This window comes from Salinarimonas chemoclinalis (assembly GCF_041514305.1).
GTDB lineage: Bacteria > Pseudomonadota > Alphaproteobacteria > Rhizobiales > Beijerinckiaceae > Salinarimonas > Salinarimonas chemoclinalis.
Map to the genome: position 1 here is coordinate 373,795 of NZ_JBGMWH010000001.1, position 16,296 is coordinate 390,090.

Annotated in this window: 15 protein-coding genes; 6 read left to right on the plus strand and 9 right to left on the minus strand. The window is 71.9% G+C overall.

Annotation, left to right across the window (positions count from 1 at the left end):
- The first annotated feature begins 38 nt into the window (after positions 1 to 38).
- Entirely contained in the window at positions 39 to 1,616 is a 1,578-nt protein-coding gene (gcvPB, locus tag AB9M23_RS01790) for an aminomethyl-transferring glycine dehydrogenase subunit GcvPB (RefSeq protein ID WP_372422005.1), read from the plus strand.
- Positions 1,617 to 1,634: 18 nt separating this feature from the next.
- Here gcvPB and AB9M23_RS01795 read toward each other — a convergent pair whose 3' ends face one another.
- Positions 1,635 to 2,252, minus strand: a complete 618-nt coding sequence (locus AB9M23_RS01795) for a LysE family translocator (protein WP_372422007.1) — start codon at positions 2,250 to 2,252, stop codon at positions 1,635 to 1,637.
- A gap of 301 nt (positions 2,253 to 2,553) precedes the next feature.
- The gene (thpR, locus tag AB9M23_RS01800; RefSeq protein WP_372422009.1) at positions 2,554 to 3,090 is read right to left on the minus strand and encodes an RNA 2',3'-cyclic phosphodiesterase; all 537 of its coding nucleotides are present in this window, start codon (positions 3,088 to 3,090) and stop codon (positions 2,554 to 2,556) included.
- A gap of 95 nt (positions 3,091 to 3,185) precedes the next feature.
- Between thpR and AB9M23_RS01805 the strand changes: the two genes are divergently transcribed.
- From AB9M23_RS01805 to AB9M23_RS01815, 3 genes are all read left to right on the plus strand, one after another.
- The gene (locus tag AB9M23_RS01805; protein ID WP_372422010.1) at positions 3,186 to 4,292 is read left to right on the plus strand and encodes a DUF2336 domain-containing protein; all 1,107 of its coding nucleotides are present in this window, start codon (positions 3,186 to 3,188) and stop codon (positions 4,290 to 4,292) included.
- A gap of 79 nt (positions 4,293 to 4,371) precedes the next feature.
- The gene (locus tag AB9M23_RS01810) at positions 4,372 to 4,722 is read left to right on the plus strand and encodes a hypothetical protein (protein WP_372422011.1); all 351 of its coding nucleotides are present in this window, start codon (positions 4,372 to 4,374) and stop codon (positions 4,720 to 4,722) included.
- 55 nt (positions 4,723 to 4,777) lie between these two features.
- The gene (locus tag AB9M23_RS01815; protein ID WP_372422012.1) at positions 4,778 to 5,146 is read left to right on the plus strand and encodes a PIN domain-containing protein; all 369 of its coding nucleotides are present in this window, start codon (positions 4,778 to 4,780) and stop codon (positions 5,144 to 5,146) included.
- Here AB9M23_RS01815 and AB9M23_RS01820 read toward each other — a convergent pair.
- The 4 genes from AB9M23_RS01820 to recQ all read right to left on the minus strand — a co-directional run bounded on the left by AB9M23_RS01820 (position 5,140) and on the right by recQ (position 10,303).
- Positions 5,140 to 5,643, minus strand: a complete 504-nt coding sequence (locus AB9M23_RS01820; protein WP_372422013.1) for a cyclase dehydrase — start codon at positions 5,641 to 5,643, stop codon at positions 5,140 to 5,142. The two genes, AB9M23_RS01815 and AB9M23_RS01820, sit on opposite strands and share 7 nt — an antisense overlap.
- A gap of 11 nt (positions 5,644 to 5,654) precedes the next feature.
- Entirely contained in the window at positions 5,655 to 6,827 is a 1,173-nt protein-coding gene (locus AB9M23_RS01825) for a zinc-dependent alcohol dehydrogenase (protein ID WP_372422014.1), read from the minus strand.
- Between the two features lie 118 nt (positions 6,828 to 6,945).
- Entirely contained in the window at positions 6,946 to 8,343 is a 1,398-nt protein-coding gene (locus AB9M23_RS01830; protein ID WP_372422015.1) for a VWA domain-containing protein, read from the minus strand.
- Positions 8,344 to 8,494: 151 nt separating this feature from the next.
- Positions 8,495 to 10,303: a DNA helicase RecQ gene (gene recQ / locus AB9M23_RS01835; protein WP_372422017.1), complete on the minus strand. Its 1,809-nt coding sequence runs from the start codon at positions 10,301 to 10,303 to the stop codon at positions 8,495 to 8,497.
- A 264-nt stretch (positions 10,304 to 10,567) separates the two neighbouring features.
- Here recQ and AB9M23_RS01840 point away from each other — a divergent pair, with 264 nt between their 5' ends.
- Positions 10,568 to 13,408, plus strand: a complete 2,841-nt coding sequence (locus AB9M23_RS01840) for a PAS domain S-box protein (protein ID WP_372422018.1) — start codon at positions 10,568 to 10,570, stop codon at positions 13,406 to 13,408.
- 4 nt (positions 13,409 to 13,412) lie between these two features.
- Here AB9M23_RS01840 and AB9M23_RS01845 read toward each other — a convergent pair whose 3' ends face one another.
- Positions 13,413 to 14,315, minus strand: coding sequence for a DMT family transporter (locus tag AB9M23_RS01845; protein ID WP_372422020.1), 903 nt, complete (start codon positions 14,313 to 14,315; stop codon positions 13,413 to 13,415).
- Positions 14,316 to 14,437: 122 nt separating this feature from the next.
- Here AB9M23_RS01845 and AB9M23_RS01850 point away from each other — a divergent pair, with 122 nt between their 5' ends.
- Positions 14,438 to 15,301 carry a YihY/virulence factor BrkB family protein gene (locus tag AB9M23_RS01850; RefSeq protein ID WP_372422022.1) on the plus strand — a complete coding sequence of 288 codons (864 nt, stop codon included), beginning with the start codon at positions 14,438 to 14,440 and terminating at the stop codon, positions 15,299 to 15,301.
- 25 nt (positions 15,302 to 15,326) lie between these two features.
- On the opposite strand, the gene AB9M23_RS01855 is transcribed toward AB9M23_RS01850, so the two are convergent.
- Together AB9M23_RS01855 and AB9M23_RS01860 are read right to left on the minus strand one after the other, a co-directional pair.
- Positions 15,327 to 15,821, minus strand: a complete 495-nt coding sequence (locus AB9M23_RS01855) for a pyridoxamine 5'-phosphate oxidase family protein (protein ID WP_372422024.1) — start codon at positions 15,819 to 15,821, stop codon at positions 15,327 to 15,329.
- A 78-nt stretch (positions 15,822 to 15,899) separates the two neighbouring features.
- The gene (locus AB9M23_RS01860) at positions 15,900 to 16,271 is read right to left on the minus strand and encodes a hypothetical protein (protein ID WP_372422025.1); all 372 of its coding nucleotides are present in this window, start codon (positions 16,269 to 16,271) and stop codon (positions 15,900 to 15,902) included.
- Between the last annotated feature and the right edge of the window lie 25 nt (positions 16,272 to 16,296).

Here is a 16,296-nt window from a genome sequence, read left to right on the forward strand (position 1 = left end):
GCCGCCGCACATATGCTTTCCCATTACGGAGCCCACTCATGCTGAACCGCCAGGGACGCCCCACCGCCGCCGGCTCCGCGGAAGCCGCGCAGAGCGCCGGCACCTTCACCGGCAACCGTGCCCTCGTGCAGGAGGAGGCGCTCTCCTTCGAGATCGGGCGATACGACGTCACCGGCGTCGATCTCGACGAGCCGGAGGACTTCACGCCCCGCCTCGGCGGGCTCGCGCGCGAGGGCGAGATCGGCATCCCCGGGCTCTCCGAGCCCGAGACGATGCGCCATTTCGTCAAGCTCTCCCAGAAGAACTACGGCATCGACACCGGCCTCTTCCCGCTCGGCTCGTGCACGATGAAGCACAACGCCCGGCTCAACGAGAAGATGGCCCGCCTGCCGGGCTTCTCCGACGTGCACCCGCTCCAGCCGGTCTCGACCGTGCCCGGCGCGCTCGCGCTGATGGACGAACTCGCGCACTACCTCGTGACGCTGACCGGCATGACCACGGTGGCGCTCTCGCCGAAGGCCGGCGCGCACGGCGAGCTGTGCGGGATGATGGCGATCAAGGCCGCGATCGTGGCCAAGGGCGAGGGCGAGACGCGCAATGTCGTGCTCGTGCCCGAGAGCGCCCACGGCACCAACCCGGCGACCGCGGCGCTGCTGGGCTTCACCGTGCGCGAGGTCCCCGCGGCCGAGGACGGCACGGTGCGCGTCGAGGCGGTGAAGGATCTCCTCGGCCCCGAGGTCGCGGCGATCATGCTGACGAACCCCAACACCTGCGGCCTGTTCGAGCCGCAGATCGTGGAGATCGCGCAGGCGCTCCACGCGGTCGGCGCCTATTTCTACTGCGACGGCGCGAACTTCAACGCCATCGTCGGCAAGGCGCGGCCGGGCGATCTCGGCGTCGACGCCATGCACATCAACCTGCACAAGACCTTCTCGACGCCCCACGGCGGCGGCGGGCCGGGTTCGGGGCCGGTGGTGCTCTCGCAGCGCCTCGCGGCCTTCGCGCCCGTGCCCTTCGTCACCAGGGCCGCCGACGGATCGTTCACCCTCGTCGAGCACGAGGCCGACGCGCCGGAGGGGCAGCCCTTCGGGCGCATCACCGCCTTCCACGGCCAGATGGGCATGTACGTGCGCGCGCTCGCCTACATGCTCTCGCACGGGTCGGACGGCATGAAGCAGGCCTCCGAGGACGCGGTGCTCAACGCCAACTACATCCGCGCCGGCCTCGCCGACCTGATGAGCCTGCCCTTCCCGGACCACCCGTCCATGCACGAGGTGCTGTTCGACGACGAATGGCTGAAGGACACGGGCGTCTCCACCCTCGATTTCGCCAAGGCGATGATCGACGAGGGCTACCACCCGATGACGATGTACTTCCCCCTCGTCGTCCACGGCGCCATGCTGATCGAGCCGACCGAGAGCGAGTCGAAGGCCTCGATGGATCTGTTCGTCGCGGCCCTGCGCGACCTCGCCATGGCGGCGAAGGCGGGGGAGACCGCCCGCTTCTCCGGCGCGCCCTACCACGCCCCGCGCCGGCGCCTCGACGAGACCCGTGCCGCGCGCCAGCCGATCCTGCGCTGGACTCCGCCGCAGCCGGTGCGCGAAGCGGCGGAATAGCTTCGGCCGGCGTCGCGCTCACCCGCCCAGCAGGAGCGCGCCGCCCACCCCGATCAGGATCGCAGCCGCGAGCAGGGTCAGCGCCCGGCCCGCGGCGGGGCCGATCACGACGCCGGCCTTCGCCGCGGCGACGGCGTAGGCGAGCTTCGGGCCGCCGACGGCGAGGGCGATGATCGCGACGAGGAGCAAGGTCTGCGCCGCGCCGATGGCGGCGAGGTCGACGAAGCCCGGCAGGAATCCGAGGTAGAACAGGACCGCCTTCTGGTCGGCGAGGGTGATCGCGAGCCCTGCACCGACGCTCGCGAGAAGGCCGGGTGCCCCGGGCTTCGGCGCGCCGGCCGCGGGGCGCGTGCGGGCGGCGAGGGCGAGCGAGACGCCGACGAAGATCACCCAGGCCGCGCCCGCCCAGCGGATCAGCCACGCGAGATCGCCGAGCGCGGCCTCGAGCAATGCGAGCCCGAACAGCGCCACGAGCAGCCAGATCACGTCGCCGACGACGACGCCGAGCGCCGTCGCCGCACCCGAGGCGAACCCACCCGCGGCCGCGCGGGCGCAGACCGCGAGCACGCTCGCGCTCGGGACCGCCGCGAGGACCGCCATGGCCGCGAAGAGCGCGGCGAGGGCGCCCGCCGTCATGATCGCCTCTGCGAGACGGTGATCGTCTGGTCCATGATCATGTTCCCCCTCGGATCGTCGCCGAGTACAGCCGTCGGCGCGAGGGCCGGCAACGTTCGCCGGAGCACGGGAGGGATGCGCCGCACGCGGCTCCCGCCCCATCGGGGCGGGGACGATCCGCGACAGCGGATCAGGGGCGGGGTCCCGCGGCTCGACCCTCGGAGTTTCGGCTCGACTGAAGCGCGCCTTGCGGCGCAGCCCCTCCATCTCGTCGGCTTCGGCGCCGATCCACCTCCCCCGATGGGGGAGAAGCGCGCCCTCGTCACGCGAGCGGGTAGGCCGCCTCGACCACGTACGGCCCGCCCCCCGTCTGCTCGCGTGCGGAGAACACCGCGATGCGCTCGGCCGAGAAGGCGAGGCGCTCGAAGGGCGCGCGCGCCGCGATCCAGGCGGCGACGTCGCGCGGGGGGACCCGGCGCAGGCGGGCGAGGGTGACGTGCGGCGTGAACCGGCGGCGCTCGGGCGCGAGTCCCGCGCGCCGCACGAGCCGCTCCGCCTCGTCGTGGAGCGCCACGAGCGCCTCGCTCGCGTGCACGGTCGCGAACACCGCATGCGGCTTGTCCCCGCCGAAGCAGCCGAGCCCGTCGAGCACGATCTCGACGGGTGCGCGTGGGCGCCGCTCGGCGAGCAGCGCATAGACGTCCTCGGCGACGTCCTCGTCCACGTCCCCGATGAAGCGCAGGGTGACGTGATAGTTCTCCGGCTCGACCCAGCGCGCCCCGGGCAGCCCGCCGCGACAGGCGGCGAGCGTCGCGACGACGTCCTCGGGTATCTCCAGCCCCACGAAGAGACGCGGCATGATGTTCTCTCCCACAGCCTGCGATGCACCCGATTTCACAATTCCATAAGGACTTTATGTCCTGATGATCGCCGAGAGGAGCCAAAAGGTCCGACATGGTGGCACTCATCAGCGTGATGGACGAGATCGACGAGATCGTGTCGAGCGCCGACGCGCGACGTCGCACGGCCCTTCTGCGCAAGATCACGAACCTGTTCCTCGAGAAGGCCCCCGAGCTCGACGAGGAGCGCGTCGGCGCCTTCGACGAGGTGATCCTGCGGCTCGCCCGGAACCTCGAGTTCCGCGCGCGTATCGAGCTCTCCGAGCGCCTCGCCGACGAGGCGATGGCTCCGCGGCGGGTGGTGCGCGATCTCGCCTTCGACGACGAGGTGGCGGTCGCAGCCCCGGTCCTCGCCCGCAGCCGGCGCCTGTCGGAGGACGATCTCGTCGCGGTGGCGAACAGCAAGGGGCAGGAGCACCTGCTCGCGCTCTCGCGCCGCGTGAGCCTCTCCGCCCGCGTCACCGACGTGCTGATCGATCGCGGCGACACGGTCGTCGTGCGCTCGGTCGCCGACAACGACGGCGCGCGCTTCTCGGATCGCGGGTTCTCGACGCTGCTCGAGCGCGCCCGCGCCGATTCCGCGCTCCAGGAGGTGCTCGAGGCGCGCAGCCATCTCTCGCCGGAGCAGGTCGGCAAGCTCGTCGAGATCGCCCGCGAGCGCGTGCGCGAGACGCTCCAGGACGAACTCGGCCAGCGCATGCAGCGTGCGATCGACTCCGTCGTCGAAGATCTCGCCCGGCGCATGGCGGACACCGACGCGCCGGAAGTGGCCAAGGCCGATCTGGCCGGCTCCGTCGACTTCGTGCGTGCCCGCGCGCGGACCAGAAAGCTCGAGGAGCGCGACGTCGTCGAGTGGCTCAACCGCAACCGCATCGAGGACGCGCTCGCGGCGATCGCCCATGTCGGCTCGATCCCGGTGGAGATGGTGGCGAACGCCTACCACGCGCCGGACTGGGAGGCGCTGCTGTTCGTCGTGCGCGCGGTCGACTTCACCTGGGCGACGCTGAAGCTGCTGCTCACGAAGAAGGCCGGCCGCACGCCGCCGATGGAGCTGACCCAGGCCGCCTTCGAAAGCTTCGAGAAGCTCTCCGTCCAGAGCGCCCAGCGCGTCCTGCGCTTCGCCGCCGCCCGCGAGCGCTTCGGGCGCGACGGGGGGATGTGAGGGTGCAGGCTGGAAGGCGGGTTGCACCCGTGGAGACGCGCTCCTATAGTTTCTGCGGATCGTCGAGGATCTTTCGACAATGGCAGTCAGAAGCGTCTCCGGGTACGTGGACGATGCGGTCGCGACGCGGCTCCAGCACGTCGCCCGGGTAGAGGGCCGCACACCCGCGAGCCTAGTCGGGCAGGCGCTCGGGCTCTACGTCTCGTTGCCCGAGGCCGCACGAACGTCCCTTCGGAGGATCGAGGCTCTCGGCACAGCGCAAGAGCAAGACCACCTGCGCGGGGAAATCGTCCGTCTCCTGCTGCGTCTCGACATGGACCTGACGGAGCGGCGGATGGCCGAGGAGCTCGGCTCCAAGCTTCCGCGAGTCCGAAATGAGGAAGAGGCGGCGGAGGCTGCGCTCGCCTGGGAGCGGACCGGCGGTTCGTGAGCGCGTTCCGGCTGTGCGTCGAGTCTCAACGTCTGGCTCGCCGCTCGTGCGTACCATGGCGCTGCTGGGACCGGCAGCGGAACCTCCCCACATCGTGGTCGGCGGTGGCGTGTACCCGACGCTGGATGCGCGAATGCGAGAGCGTGATCCATATGATCCGCAAGCGGTCTCGGCGTCCATCGATCCGGAGGACGGACGCGTGCTCGACGCTGCCGTCGCGGGACGAGCAGATGTCCTCGTGACGTGGAACTTCCGGGATTTCGCCAGCGGGGCCGACGACGTGCTCGTGCCGGGTCGTGTTCATCTGAAGCGCACGGCCGCCCACGCGTTCGTCCTCGCGCGCCCGCCCGAGACAGCGCGCTGGCTTCGTACGGGCGAGCCACCGCCGGGCGCCGATCGACGGCGCATCGACCCCGATCAATAGCTCGACGCCGCCTCCCGCGCCACGCCCCGCATCGCGCTCGGCGGACGCGGGAAGCCGCGGCGGTCTCGGTAGTCCGCCAGCGGCGGGCGGGGGTGGCGGTCCTCTCCGGCCAGCGTCCTCGCCACCGCGAGATCGAGGAGCGCGATCGCCGCGACGCCGCCCATGGCGAGGCCCGCGCGCTCGCGCCGGCGCGGGCCGTCGCCGAGACCGCCGGCGAGGAGCGAGAGGTCGAGGGCGTCGCCGGCGACCCGCGCCCACATCCACGGCGCCGGATCCTCCGCGGCGAGGAGCGCGACGCCGGTCGCGATCTCGCGGGCCCCGCAGGCCCGCACCAGCCCCTCGCGGCAGGGGATGCCGGCGGCGCGCGCGAGGGCGGGGGCCGCCGCGAGCTCGGCGACTCCGAGCGCGATCGAGACCAGGCCGAGCCCGCGGGCGAGGCGGTCGGTCGCGTGGTCGGGATGCCCGCGGCGCGGCGAGCCGGTCGATTCGTAGCGCATGGAAGAACTCCTCAGGGCTTGAGCACGACCTTGACGCAGCCGTCCTTCTTGTCGCGGAAGGTCTGGTAGAGCGCGGGCCCGTCGGCGAGATCGGCGACGTGGGTGATCACGAAGGTCGGGTCGATCTGGCCCTCCTCGATCCGGCGCAGCAGGTCGTCGGTCCAGCGTTGGGTGTGCGTCTGGCCGGTGCGCACGGTGATGCCCTTGTTCATCAGGGCGCCGAGCGGGACCTTGTCCGCGAGGCCGCCGTAGACGCCGGGCATCGAGATCGTGCCGGCGGGGCGGATGAGATAGATGATCTCGCGCAGCGCGTGGATGCGGTCGCTCTCGGCCATCACCGCCTGCTTGGCCCGGTCGTACATCGAATCGACGTGTCCCGACACGTGCGCCTCGAGACCCACGGCGTCGATGCACTTCTCCGGGCCCTTGCCGTTCGTGAGGTCGTCGATGCGCTCCATCACGCTCTCGAGCTCGAAGTCGATCGGCATCGCCCCGCCGGCCGCGGCCATGTCGAGGCGCTCGGGCACGCGGTCGATGGCGATCACCCGCTTGGCGCCGAGCAGCACCGCCGAGCGGATGGCGAACTGGCCGACCGGGCCGCAGCCCCACACCGCGACCGTGTCGGTCTCCTCGATGCCGAGCTGGACCGCCGCCTGCCAGCCGGTCGGCAGGATGTCGGAGAGGAAGAGCAGCTGCTCGTCGGAGAGCGTGGAGGGCACCTTCACGTGCGTCGTGTCGGCGAAGGGAACGCGGATGTACTCGGCCTGGCCGCCGGGGTAGCCGCCCGTGAGCTGCGTGTAGCCGAACAGGCCCGCGGTCGTGCGGCCGAAGGCCTTCTCGGCGAGCGACGCGTTGCGGTTCGAGCGCTCGCAGACGGAGTAGTTGCCGCGCCGGCACTGCGGGCAGTCCCCGCAGGAGATGGTGAAGGGGATCACGACCCGGTCGCCGGGCTTGAGCGCATGGCGCGACTCGGGGCCGACCTCGACCACCTCGCCCATGCACTCGTGGCCCATGACGTCTCCCGGCTTCATGCCGGGGATGAAATTGTCGTACAGGTGCAGGTCGGAGCCGCAGATCGCGCAGCTGGTGACGCGCACGATGGCGTCGCGGGGGTGCTCGATCCGTGGGTCGGGGACGGTGTCGCAGCGGATGTCGTGCTTGCCGTGCCAGCTCAGCGCTCTCATGCGGGGCCTCCGATTGCGCGGAGGCTCCGGCCGTCCGCAGGCCCTTTGAACACGAAGGCCGCGGAGGCGTTCCGACGGCCGCGCTCGGGATGCGTCTCCCCGGCGCGGCCGGCGCCCGTCACTGCGTCAGGCGGATCGAGCCGATGCGCCGTGCGATCTCGTCGAACACGCGCTTGAGGTCGGAGGCCTGGGAGACCTCGTAGTAGAGGTCCGACGAGCTGGCGCAGCGCCGCAGCAGGTCACGGTTGCCGTTGATCACCCGCACGGTCACGACGACGATGCCCGCCGCCTTGGCGCTGTCGCAGGCGGCGCGGGTGCGCGCGTCCATCTCCGCGCGGTTCTGCCGGAACTTGTTCTGGGTGTTGTCGCCGTCGGTGAGCAGGATCATGAAGCGCTCCACCTCCTCGCCGACGATGGTGCCCGCCTCGACGAAGGGCTCGCGCGCGGTGAGCATCGCCATGCCCCAGGCCGCGCCGATGGTGACGTTCGTGTTGCCGGAGGGCGTCATCTGGCGGATCGAGGAGACGATGGATGCGTTTTGCGTCCACACGTCGGCGAGCGGCGCCATGCGCGCGAGGCTCGTGTTGAAGCAGTTCACCGCCGGGAAGAGGGTGCGGACGTCGTCGACGTCGACGTCCGCGTCGGTGACGTCGAGATCGTCTGGGATCCGGTCGCGATCCCACACGCAGCCGTCCCAGGTCGCCGGTGTCGCCCGGCCCCATTGCCAGCAGCCCGTCGCGGGGTCGGCGTCGGCGGCGGCGAAGCGCAGCCACGAGACGCGCTCCACGTCGAGCGGCCCGCCGGGCACGGTGCAGTACCCGCTGCCGCGCGGCGGCACCGTCACCCGCGAGGTCAGCGGACGCTCCGTGCGCACGGCGTCCTGGACCGATTGCGGGACGCGCACCGAGATGTCGAAGGGCACGAGGCCGACGCGGATGCGGTTCGGGCCGCTCGCCGCCTCGCGCATGATGTGCATGAAGCCGCTCGTCGGGTTCGCGTTCGTGCAGGACGCGTCGCCGCACAGCGCCCGCTTGAGCTCGGTCATCTTGGAGCGCGACTGCATCGAGCCGGTGTTGTCCATGACGAGCGCGATGTCGATCGACTTGCGGCCGTAGCTCGCTTCGCTGTAGCGCGACACCGACAGGTCGTCGACATTGGCGACGCGCATGAACGTCGTCGCGACCCGCACGCGGGCGCGCAGCCACACCCTTTCGTCGACCTTGTCGCCGTCGAGGTCCGCGATGTTCAGGGCCGCGTCGGGGCCGAGGGTCGCCTCCAGCTGCTGGCGGGCGAAGGCGAGCATGCTCTCCTTCGTCGTCGCGTCGGGCTCGCGCACGGCGGCGAGCGCCGCGTTGTCGAGCGCGAGCTGGATCTTGTCCGCGGCGTTGCGCGCACGGGTGTAGTCGACCGCGGCCCCGACGAGGCCGAAGACCGGCACCATCACCAGCGCGAACGCGATGGCGACGTTCCCGCCCCTCGCCGCGATCGCCTCGCGCACCCGACGTCCCGAAATCATGGCGACACCTCCTCGCACCATGCGAGGGAGCGCCCGGGTCGATTAAGACTGCCCTAAGGGAATGCAGTGGGAACCGGTGCGAACGTGCGGCATTCGTCGGGTAGTTTATGAGAAGTTGATCCTACGCCGTAAGGAACGCAATGGAGAGGTGTCAACCCGCCCCGCGCACGGCTGCGACGATATCCTCGCCGTAGCGCGCGACCTTCGCTTTGCCGACGCCGTGGCAGGCGGCGAGGGCGTCGAGCGTGTCCGGCCGGCGCTCGGCGATGTCGATCATGGTGCGGTCCGTGAAGATCACGTAGGCGGGCACACCCTCGTCCTTGGCGAGCCGGGTGCGCAGGGCGCGCAGCGCCTCGATCAGAGGATCGGAGGCGAGCCCCGCGTCCGCGATGGCGGCGGCGCGGCGCGCCTTCTTCGTGTCCTTGGGGGCGTGGACGTCGGCGCGCAGCGTCACCGTCTCGCCTCCGCGCAGCACCGCGTCGCCGCGCTGCGTGATGCGCCAGGCGCCGTAGCCGCCGAGGTCGGTCTCGATCAGCCCGCCGGCGTAGACCTGCCGGATGAGCCCGCGCCACTCGTTCTTGGCCTTGTCGCGCCCGACCCCGAAGGTGCGGATGCGCTCGTGCCCGAAGCGGCGCACCTGCTCGGTCTCGTCGCCGACGAGCACGCAGACGATGTGCTCCGAGCCGAAGCGCTCGCCGGTGCGGGCGATGGCCGAGAGGATCATCTGCGCCTCGCGGGTGGCGTCGAACAGCGTGACGCCCCCCTCGCACAGGTCGCAATGGCCGCAGGGCTCGGAGGTCTCGCCGAAATAGGCGAGCAGCGTCTGCCGACGGCAGCGCGGCGCCTCGCACAGGGCGACGAGGGCGTCGAAGCGGCGGTACTCGATGCGCTTGACCTCGTCGGGGGCCTGGCTCTCGGCGATCTGCTGGCGACGCAGCCGCATGTCGTCGAGGCCGTAGAGCGTGAGCGTGTCCGCCGGCGCGCCGTCGCGGCCGGCGCGGCCGATCTCCTGGTAGTAGGACTCGATCGTCTTGGGCATCGCCGCGTGGGCGACGAAGCGCACGTCCGGCTTGTCGACGCCCATGCCGAAGGCGACCGTCGCGACCATGACGATCCCGTCCTCCTGGAGGAAGGTGTCCTGGTTGGCCTGGCGAACCTCCTGCGCGAGCCCGGCGTGGTAGGGCAGGGCGCGCAGGCCCAGGCCACCGAGCTTGTCGGCGAGGCTCTCCACCGCCTTGCGGGTCGCGCAGTAGACGATGCCGCTCTCGTCGCGGTGCCTGGCGAGGAAGGCCGCGATCTGGCGCGTCGCGTCCGTCTTGGGGCTCATGGCGAGGCGCAGGTTCGGCCGGTCGAAGCCGTGGACGAAGACGCGCGGGCGCGTCGCGGGGAACAGGCGCTGGGCGATGTCGTCGCGGGTCGCGGCGTCCGCGGTCGCGGTCAGCGCCATGGTCTGCACGTCGCCCAGCCGGCGGCGCACGTCGCCCAGTCGCGCGTAGTCCGGACGGAAGTCGTGCCCCCATTGCGAGACGCAATGCGCCTCGTCGATGGCGAGCAGCGAGACGCCGCGCCGCATCAGGGCGTCGGCGAGGCTCTCCGAGCCGAGCCGCTCGGGGGAGACGTAGAGGAGCCTGAGGGAGCCCTCGCGCATCGCCTCGCGCACCCGCGCCGCCTCCGCCTCGTCGTTGGCGGAGTTGAGCGCGCCGGCCGACACGCCGTTGTTGCGCAGCGCCGCGACCTGATCGCGCATCAGCGCGATCAGCGGGGAGACCACGACGGTGAGGCCGTCGCGCACGAGGGCCGGGAGCTGGTAGCACAGGGACTTGCCGGCACCGGTCGGCATCACAGCGAGCACGTCCTCGCCGTCGAGCACGGCGCGCACGACGTCCTCCTGCCCGGGCCGGAAGCCCGGGTAGCCGAAGACGTCCTCGAGGACGCGCAGCGTATCGTCGATCGTCGCCATGGGGCTCCGGCCGTCGTGGAAGGGGATGCGTACGTCGCGCCCTTCTGGCATGGAACGGGGGCGCCGGGGAAGATGCCGCCGGCGACGGTCGCGCCCGACGCGGAACGGCCACGCTCGCATCCCGCCCGTATCGGTCTAGACTGGCACGGACCGAGGCGATTTCCCGCAAGCGACGAGGACGAAGGCCGCGCGATGAGTTCTCCCGACCAGCCCCCATCGAGCACCCCCGCCTTTCTCGCCGGAGGCGGGGAGACGGGCGCGCGGATGCGCGCGCTCGACTGGTCGTCGACGCCGCTCGGCCCGCCCGAGCGCTGGCCGCAGCCGCTCAAGACGATGGTCGGCGTCATCCTCGCCGCCGACCAGGCGATGTTCGTCGTCTGGGGCGCCGAGCGCACGATGCTCTACAACGACGCCTATGCCGAGATCCTCGGCGGCAAGCACCCGCGGGCGCTGGCGCGACCGTTCTTCGAGACGTGGGCGGAGCTCGTCGAGAGCGTGGGGCCGATCATGGAGCGCGGCTACGCCGGCGTGCCGAGCTCGATGGACGCGATCGAACTCGTGATGCTGCGCAAGGGCTACCCGGAGACGACGTTCTTCTCCTTCTTCTACGCGCCCCTGCGCGACGAGGTGGCGGGACGCGTCGAGGGCGTCTACTGCGCGTGCGTCGAGATCACCGAGCGGGTGGCCGCCGAGCGCAGGGCGGCCTTCCGCGGTGCGCTCGAGGCGCGGCTGCGCGAGATGCAGGCGCCGCGCGAGATCATGGCCGCCGCCGCGCAGATGCTCGCCCGCCGACTCGGCGTCGATCGCGTGGGCTACGCCGAGATGGAGCCGGACGGCGCGGCCGCCGTCGTGCACGCCGACTGGAGCGCCCACGGCGTCGCCTCGATCGTGGGGCGCCATCGGCTCGCGAGCTACGGCCCGGGCATGGAGGCGGCCCTGCGGGAGGGGCGCACGGTCGCCGTCGGCGACGTCGCCGCGGACCCGCTCGCGTGGGGGGCGACGACGCGCGACGCCTACGCGGCGGTGGGCGTGAAGGCGCACGTCGCCCTGCCGCTGGTGCGGACCGGGCGTCTCGCCGCGCTGCTGTTCGTGCACGCCGCTGCGCCGCGGCACTGGTCGCCCGACGATCTCGCCCTCGTGCGCGACGTCGGCGAGCGAACCTGGGAGGCGGTGGAGCGTGCCCGCGCCGAGGCGGAGCTGCGCGAGAGCGAGGCGCGGCTGCGCGAGCTCGCGGACAACATCAGCCAGTTCGTCTGGATGGCCGATGCCAGCGGCGCCATCTACTGGCTCAACAAGCGATCGCTCGACTACTCGGGCAAGACGCTCGAGGAACTGCAGGGGTGGGGCTGGCGGACGGTCCACCACCCCGATCACGTCGACCGCGTGGTCGCCAAGCTCTCACGGGCCTACGCCGCTGGCGAACCGTGGGAGGACACCTTTCCGCTGCGCGGCAAGGACGGGGAATACCGCTGGTTCCTCAGCCGCGCGGTACCGATCCGCGACGCGAGCGGCGCGATCGTGCGTTGGTTCGGCAGCAACACCGACGTCACCGCCCAGCGCGAGGCGCAGGAGGCGCTGCATCGCCTCACCGAGACGCTGGAAGCCGAGGTCGCGCAGCGCACCGAGGAGCGCGACCGGATGTGGCGCCAGAGCCAGGACCTCTTCGTGGTCATGGACGTCGACGGCACCTTCGTGAGCGTCAACCCCGCCTGGACGCGGGTGCTCGGCTGGGAGGCCGAGGAGATCATCGGGCGCCGGCATCGGCGCTTCAAGCACCCCGAGGACGTCGCGGCGGACGAGGAGGATCTCGCCCGGCTGCGCGAGGGGATCTCCGTCACGGGGCGCCTCAACCGCTATCGCCACAAGGACGGGACCTATCGCTGGATCTCCTGGGGTGCCGCACCCGAGGGCGATCTCGTCTACGCCGTGGGGCGCGACGTCACCGACGACATGGCCCGCCAGGCCGAGCTGGAGACGGCGCAGGAGCAATTGCGCCAGTCCCAGAAGCTCGAGGCGATCGGCCAGCTCACCGGTGGGATCGCGCACGACTTCAACAACCTGCTCACGATCGTGCGCACCTCGGTGGGCTTCCTGCGCCGCGAGAACCTGCCCGAGGAGCGGCGGCGGCGCTACGTCGAGGCGATCTCCGAGGCCGTCGACCGCGGCTCGAAGCTCACCGGGCAGCTCCTCGCCTTCGCGCGCCGGCAGGCCCTCGAGCCCGTGCCGTTCGAGGTCGGCGCCCAGGTGTCGGCGATGGCCGAGATGCTCGGCTCGGTTCTCGGCGCGGGCATCGAGATCGTCGTCGACACGGCCGACGAGCCCTGCTGGGTCGAGGCAGACCGAACGCAGTTCGACACGGCGCTCGTCAACATGGCGCTCAACGCCAAGGACGCGATGGAGGGCGCCGGGCGGCTGACGCTGGGGGTGATCTGCGAGGGCGGGGGAGGAGGCGGAGGCGGGGGGCGCGTCTGCGTCGCGCTCGGCGACACCGGCTCGGGCATCCCGCCGGACGCGCTCGCGCGCATCTTCGAGCCGTTCTTCACGACGAAGGAGGTGGGGCGCGGGACCGGGCTCGGCCTCTCCCAGGTCTTCGGCTTCGCGCGGCAGTCGGGCGGCGACGTCTGCGCGCGGAGCAGGGTCGGCGAGGGCACGGTCATGACCCTGTCCCTGCCCCGGGTCGTGCCGCCGCCCGAGGGGGACGGGGTGGAGGCGAGCGACGACCCCCGCACGCTCGCCGACGGCGGCGGGCGGCGAGTGCTCGTCGTCGAGGACAACCGGGAGGTGGGCGCCTTCGCGACGCAGACGCTCCAGGATCTCGGCTTCGACACGACCTGGGTCGCGAACGGCGAGGCGGCGCTCGCCGCGCTGGAGGAGGGGGCCGATCGTTTCGACGTCGTCTTCTCGGACGTCGTGATGCCGGGCATGGACGGAGTGGCGCTCGCGCGCGCCATCCGCGCGCGGCTCCCCGCTCTGCCGGTGGTGCTCACCACCGGCTACAGCCACGTGCTCGCCGAGGAGGGGCTCGGCGGCTTCGAACTCGTGCGCAAGCCCTACGGCGCGGAGGACCTCTCGCGGGCGCTCGCGGGGCGGGTGCGCGCCTCCTGAGCCGTCAGCCGCGGCTCGCCAGCGCGACGCCCGCCGCCGCCACCGCCATGCCGAGCATCTGCACCGGCGCGAGCGTCTCGCCGAACAGGAGATAGGCCATCACCGCCGAGCAGGGCGGCACGAGGAAGAGCAGCGAGGCGACACCCGCCACCGCGCCGCGGCGGATCAGCACCAGCAGGAGCGAGATCGCCCCGATCGAGAGGCCGAGCACCGCCCAGGCGAGGCCGACGATCACCTCCGTGGTGAAGGCGATCTCCCCCGCCTCCAGCAGCAGCGCCAGCGGGAGCGTGAACGCGAGCGCGCCGCAATACTGCACCACGGTGTTCGTGCGCAGGTCCACGCCCGCGGCGGTGCGCTTCTGCCAGATCGTGCCGAACGTGATCGCAACGACGCCGCCGAAGGCGATCGCCAGCGGGACGAGCGGGATGCCGCCCGCCTCGCCGAGCCGCGGCAGGATGACGAGGAGCGTGCCCGCGAAGCCCACGACGATGCCGAGCCAGCGCCGGCGCGAGACGACCTCGCCGAGCAGCGGCGCGACGAGGAGCCCCGTCAGCAGCGGCTGGAGGCCGGCGACGAGCGCCGCGATCCCCGCCGGCAGACCGTGGCCGACGGCCCAGAATATGCCGCCGAGATAGGCCCCGTGCAGCAGGACGCCGGCGACGATCCCGTCACGCCAGCCTGCGAGCCCGTCGGGCCAGCGCGCGCCGGCGAGGGCCGCCGCGAGCGCCAGCACGGCGATCGCGAGCGCGTAGCGGATCCAAAGGAAGGTGAGCGGATCGGCGTCGGGTGCGACGAGGCGCGCGACGATGAAGCCCGTCGCCCAGATCAGGACGAAGAGCGGCGGCGCGAGCCGCGCCACGAGGTCGGGACCCGCCGCGGCGGGCGTCTCGTCGTGTCGTGTGGACATCGCCCACGGCTTATCGGGTCGCGGCGACTCGCGCCAGCTTGCTTCGCGTGCGCGTTTGCGCCATCTGCGGAGGGAGGAGCCGACGGGCCGCGCGGGCCCGGCCGTACCGGAGGCAGCTCGACTTGGCGCGTGCGCGCAAGATCCTCGCCGTCCTGAACCTGGCCTACGACCGCTTCCTGCTGCACGACGGCTGGGCGATCGCGAGCCATATCGCGCTCTCGGCGCTGTTCTCGTTCTTCCCGTTCCTGATCCTGCTCACCTCCCTGGCCTCGACCTTCGAGTTCGGGACGCTCGCCGACAACGCCACCGTGATCATCCTCGACGTGCTGCCCGTCGAGATCGCCGAGCCGCTGGCGCGGGAGGTGCGCACCGTGCTCACCGAATGGCGCGGCGACCTCCTCACCATCGGCGCGGCGCTGGCGCTGTGGTTCTCCTCGAACGGCATCGAGGCGCTCCGGGTCGGCCTCAACCGCGCCTACGGCGTGCGGGAGAACCGGGCGTGGTACGTGACGCGGCTCGAGTCGATCGTGTTCGTCGTCATCGTCGCGGCGGTGATGATGGTGTTCTCGCTCGCGGTGGTGCTCGGCCCGCTGCTGTGGCGGGCGGCGACGGGCTTCTTCCCGGCGATCGCGCCGTTCGCGCAGACGGTGGGGCTGGTGCGGCTCGGCACGACGACGCTGCTCATCGCGGTGGCCCTCGTGATCACCCACAAGTTCCTGGCGGCGGGGACGCGCAGCGTCGTCTCGGTGCTGCCCGGCGTCGCGGTGACGCTCGTCCTGTGGACCGTCGGCGGCATCGCCTTCGGCGTCTACCTGGCGCACTTCCCGGGCGCCTACGCCTCGACCTACGGCGGGCTCGCCACCGCGATGATGTCGCTGATCTTCCTCTACACGATCGCGGTGATCTTCATCGTCGGAGGCGAGATCAACGGCGCCGCGATCGCGCTCGATCGCAGCGCGAAGAAGAGCCGCGCCGCGCGCACGTGAGCGCGGCGCGGAGGGGGGCCGCGAATCAGAGGTCGACCTTCTCCTGGTCCCCCGGATGGCGCGGCGGCTCGCCGGTCACGGCGGCCTTGGCCCAGCCGTAGACGTGGAGCATCTTGGAGGAGGGTGCGTCCCAGTACTCGCCGTAGTCGGGCGTGACCTTCACGAAGGCGAGTTCCGGATCGTCCTTGCCGTCGGGAAACCAGGTCCGCATCCCCTCCTGCCAGTGCGCCTCGATCGCGGCGCGGTCGCGCACGATCTCGGCGTGGCCGGAGATCGAGACGTAGTCCTGGTCGTCCGGATCCGAGTAGGCGAGGCCGACCCGGTGGCTGCTGCCGATCTCGCGGGTCTTGGCGCTGTCGAGCCGGGTGGCGAACCAGAGGTCGCCGTTGGCGTCGGGCTTCTGCGTCCACATCGGGCGCGCCCGGAGCGAGCCGTCGGCCTCGACGGTGGTCATCATGGCCACGCGCACGTCCTCGATCAGGTCGAAGAGCTTCGCGCGGGCGTCGTGGTCGGTGGTCATCTGGGGCTCCTCGTTCGGGGCTGTCTCGGTCGGCCCGGTGAACGGCCCGCGGCCCGGTTTGGTTCGCGCAGCCGAGGGTCACACCCGGCGGACGGCCGCGTAGCGTGGGCGCGCCGCCGGGCCGTCCTCGCGATCGACCCGCAGGCGGCGCACGTGCAGCTCGTCGATCGTCAGCGACCGGATGTGACCCCGGCGCAGGCCCATGCGATCGATCGCCAGCCGCGAGATCGCCAGCGCGCCGATGGCGACGGCGCCCACGGCGAGCGCGCCGATGGCGGTCGCGCCGAGGCTCGCCGCGGCCAGCCGGCGGGTCGGGGGCAGGGAGGGCAGACGATCCCGGGCGTAGCGCGCCGCGTGGCGCACCGCCACACGGGCACGAACACCTTCCGGTCCGTTCTCGCCATACATCTCGCGGTAGCCGGGCGGGCCGTCCTCGAATCGCGTCGCCATGGGTGCTCTCCTTCTCGCGTGCTCG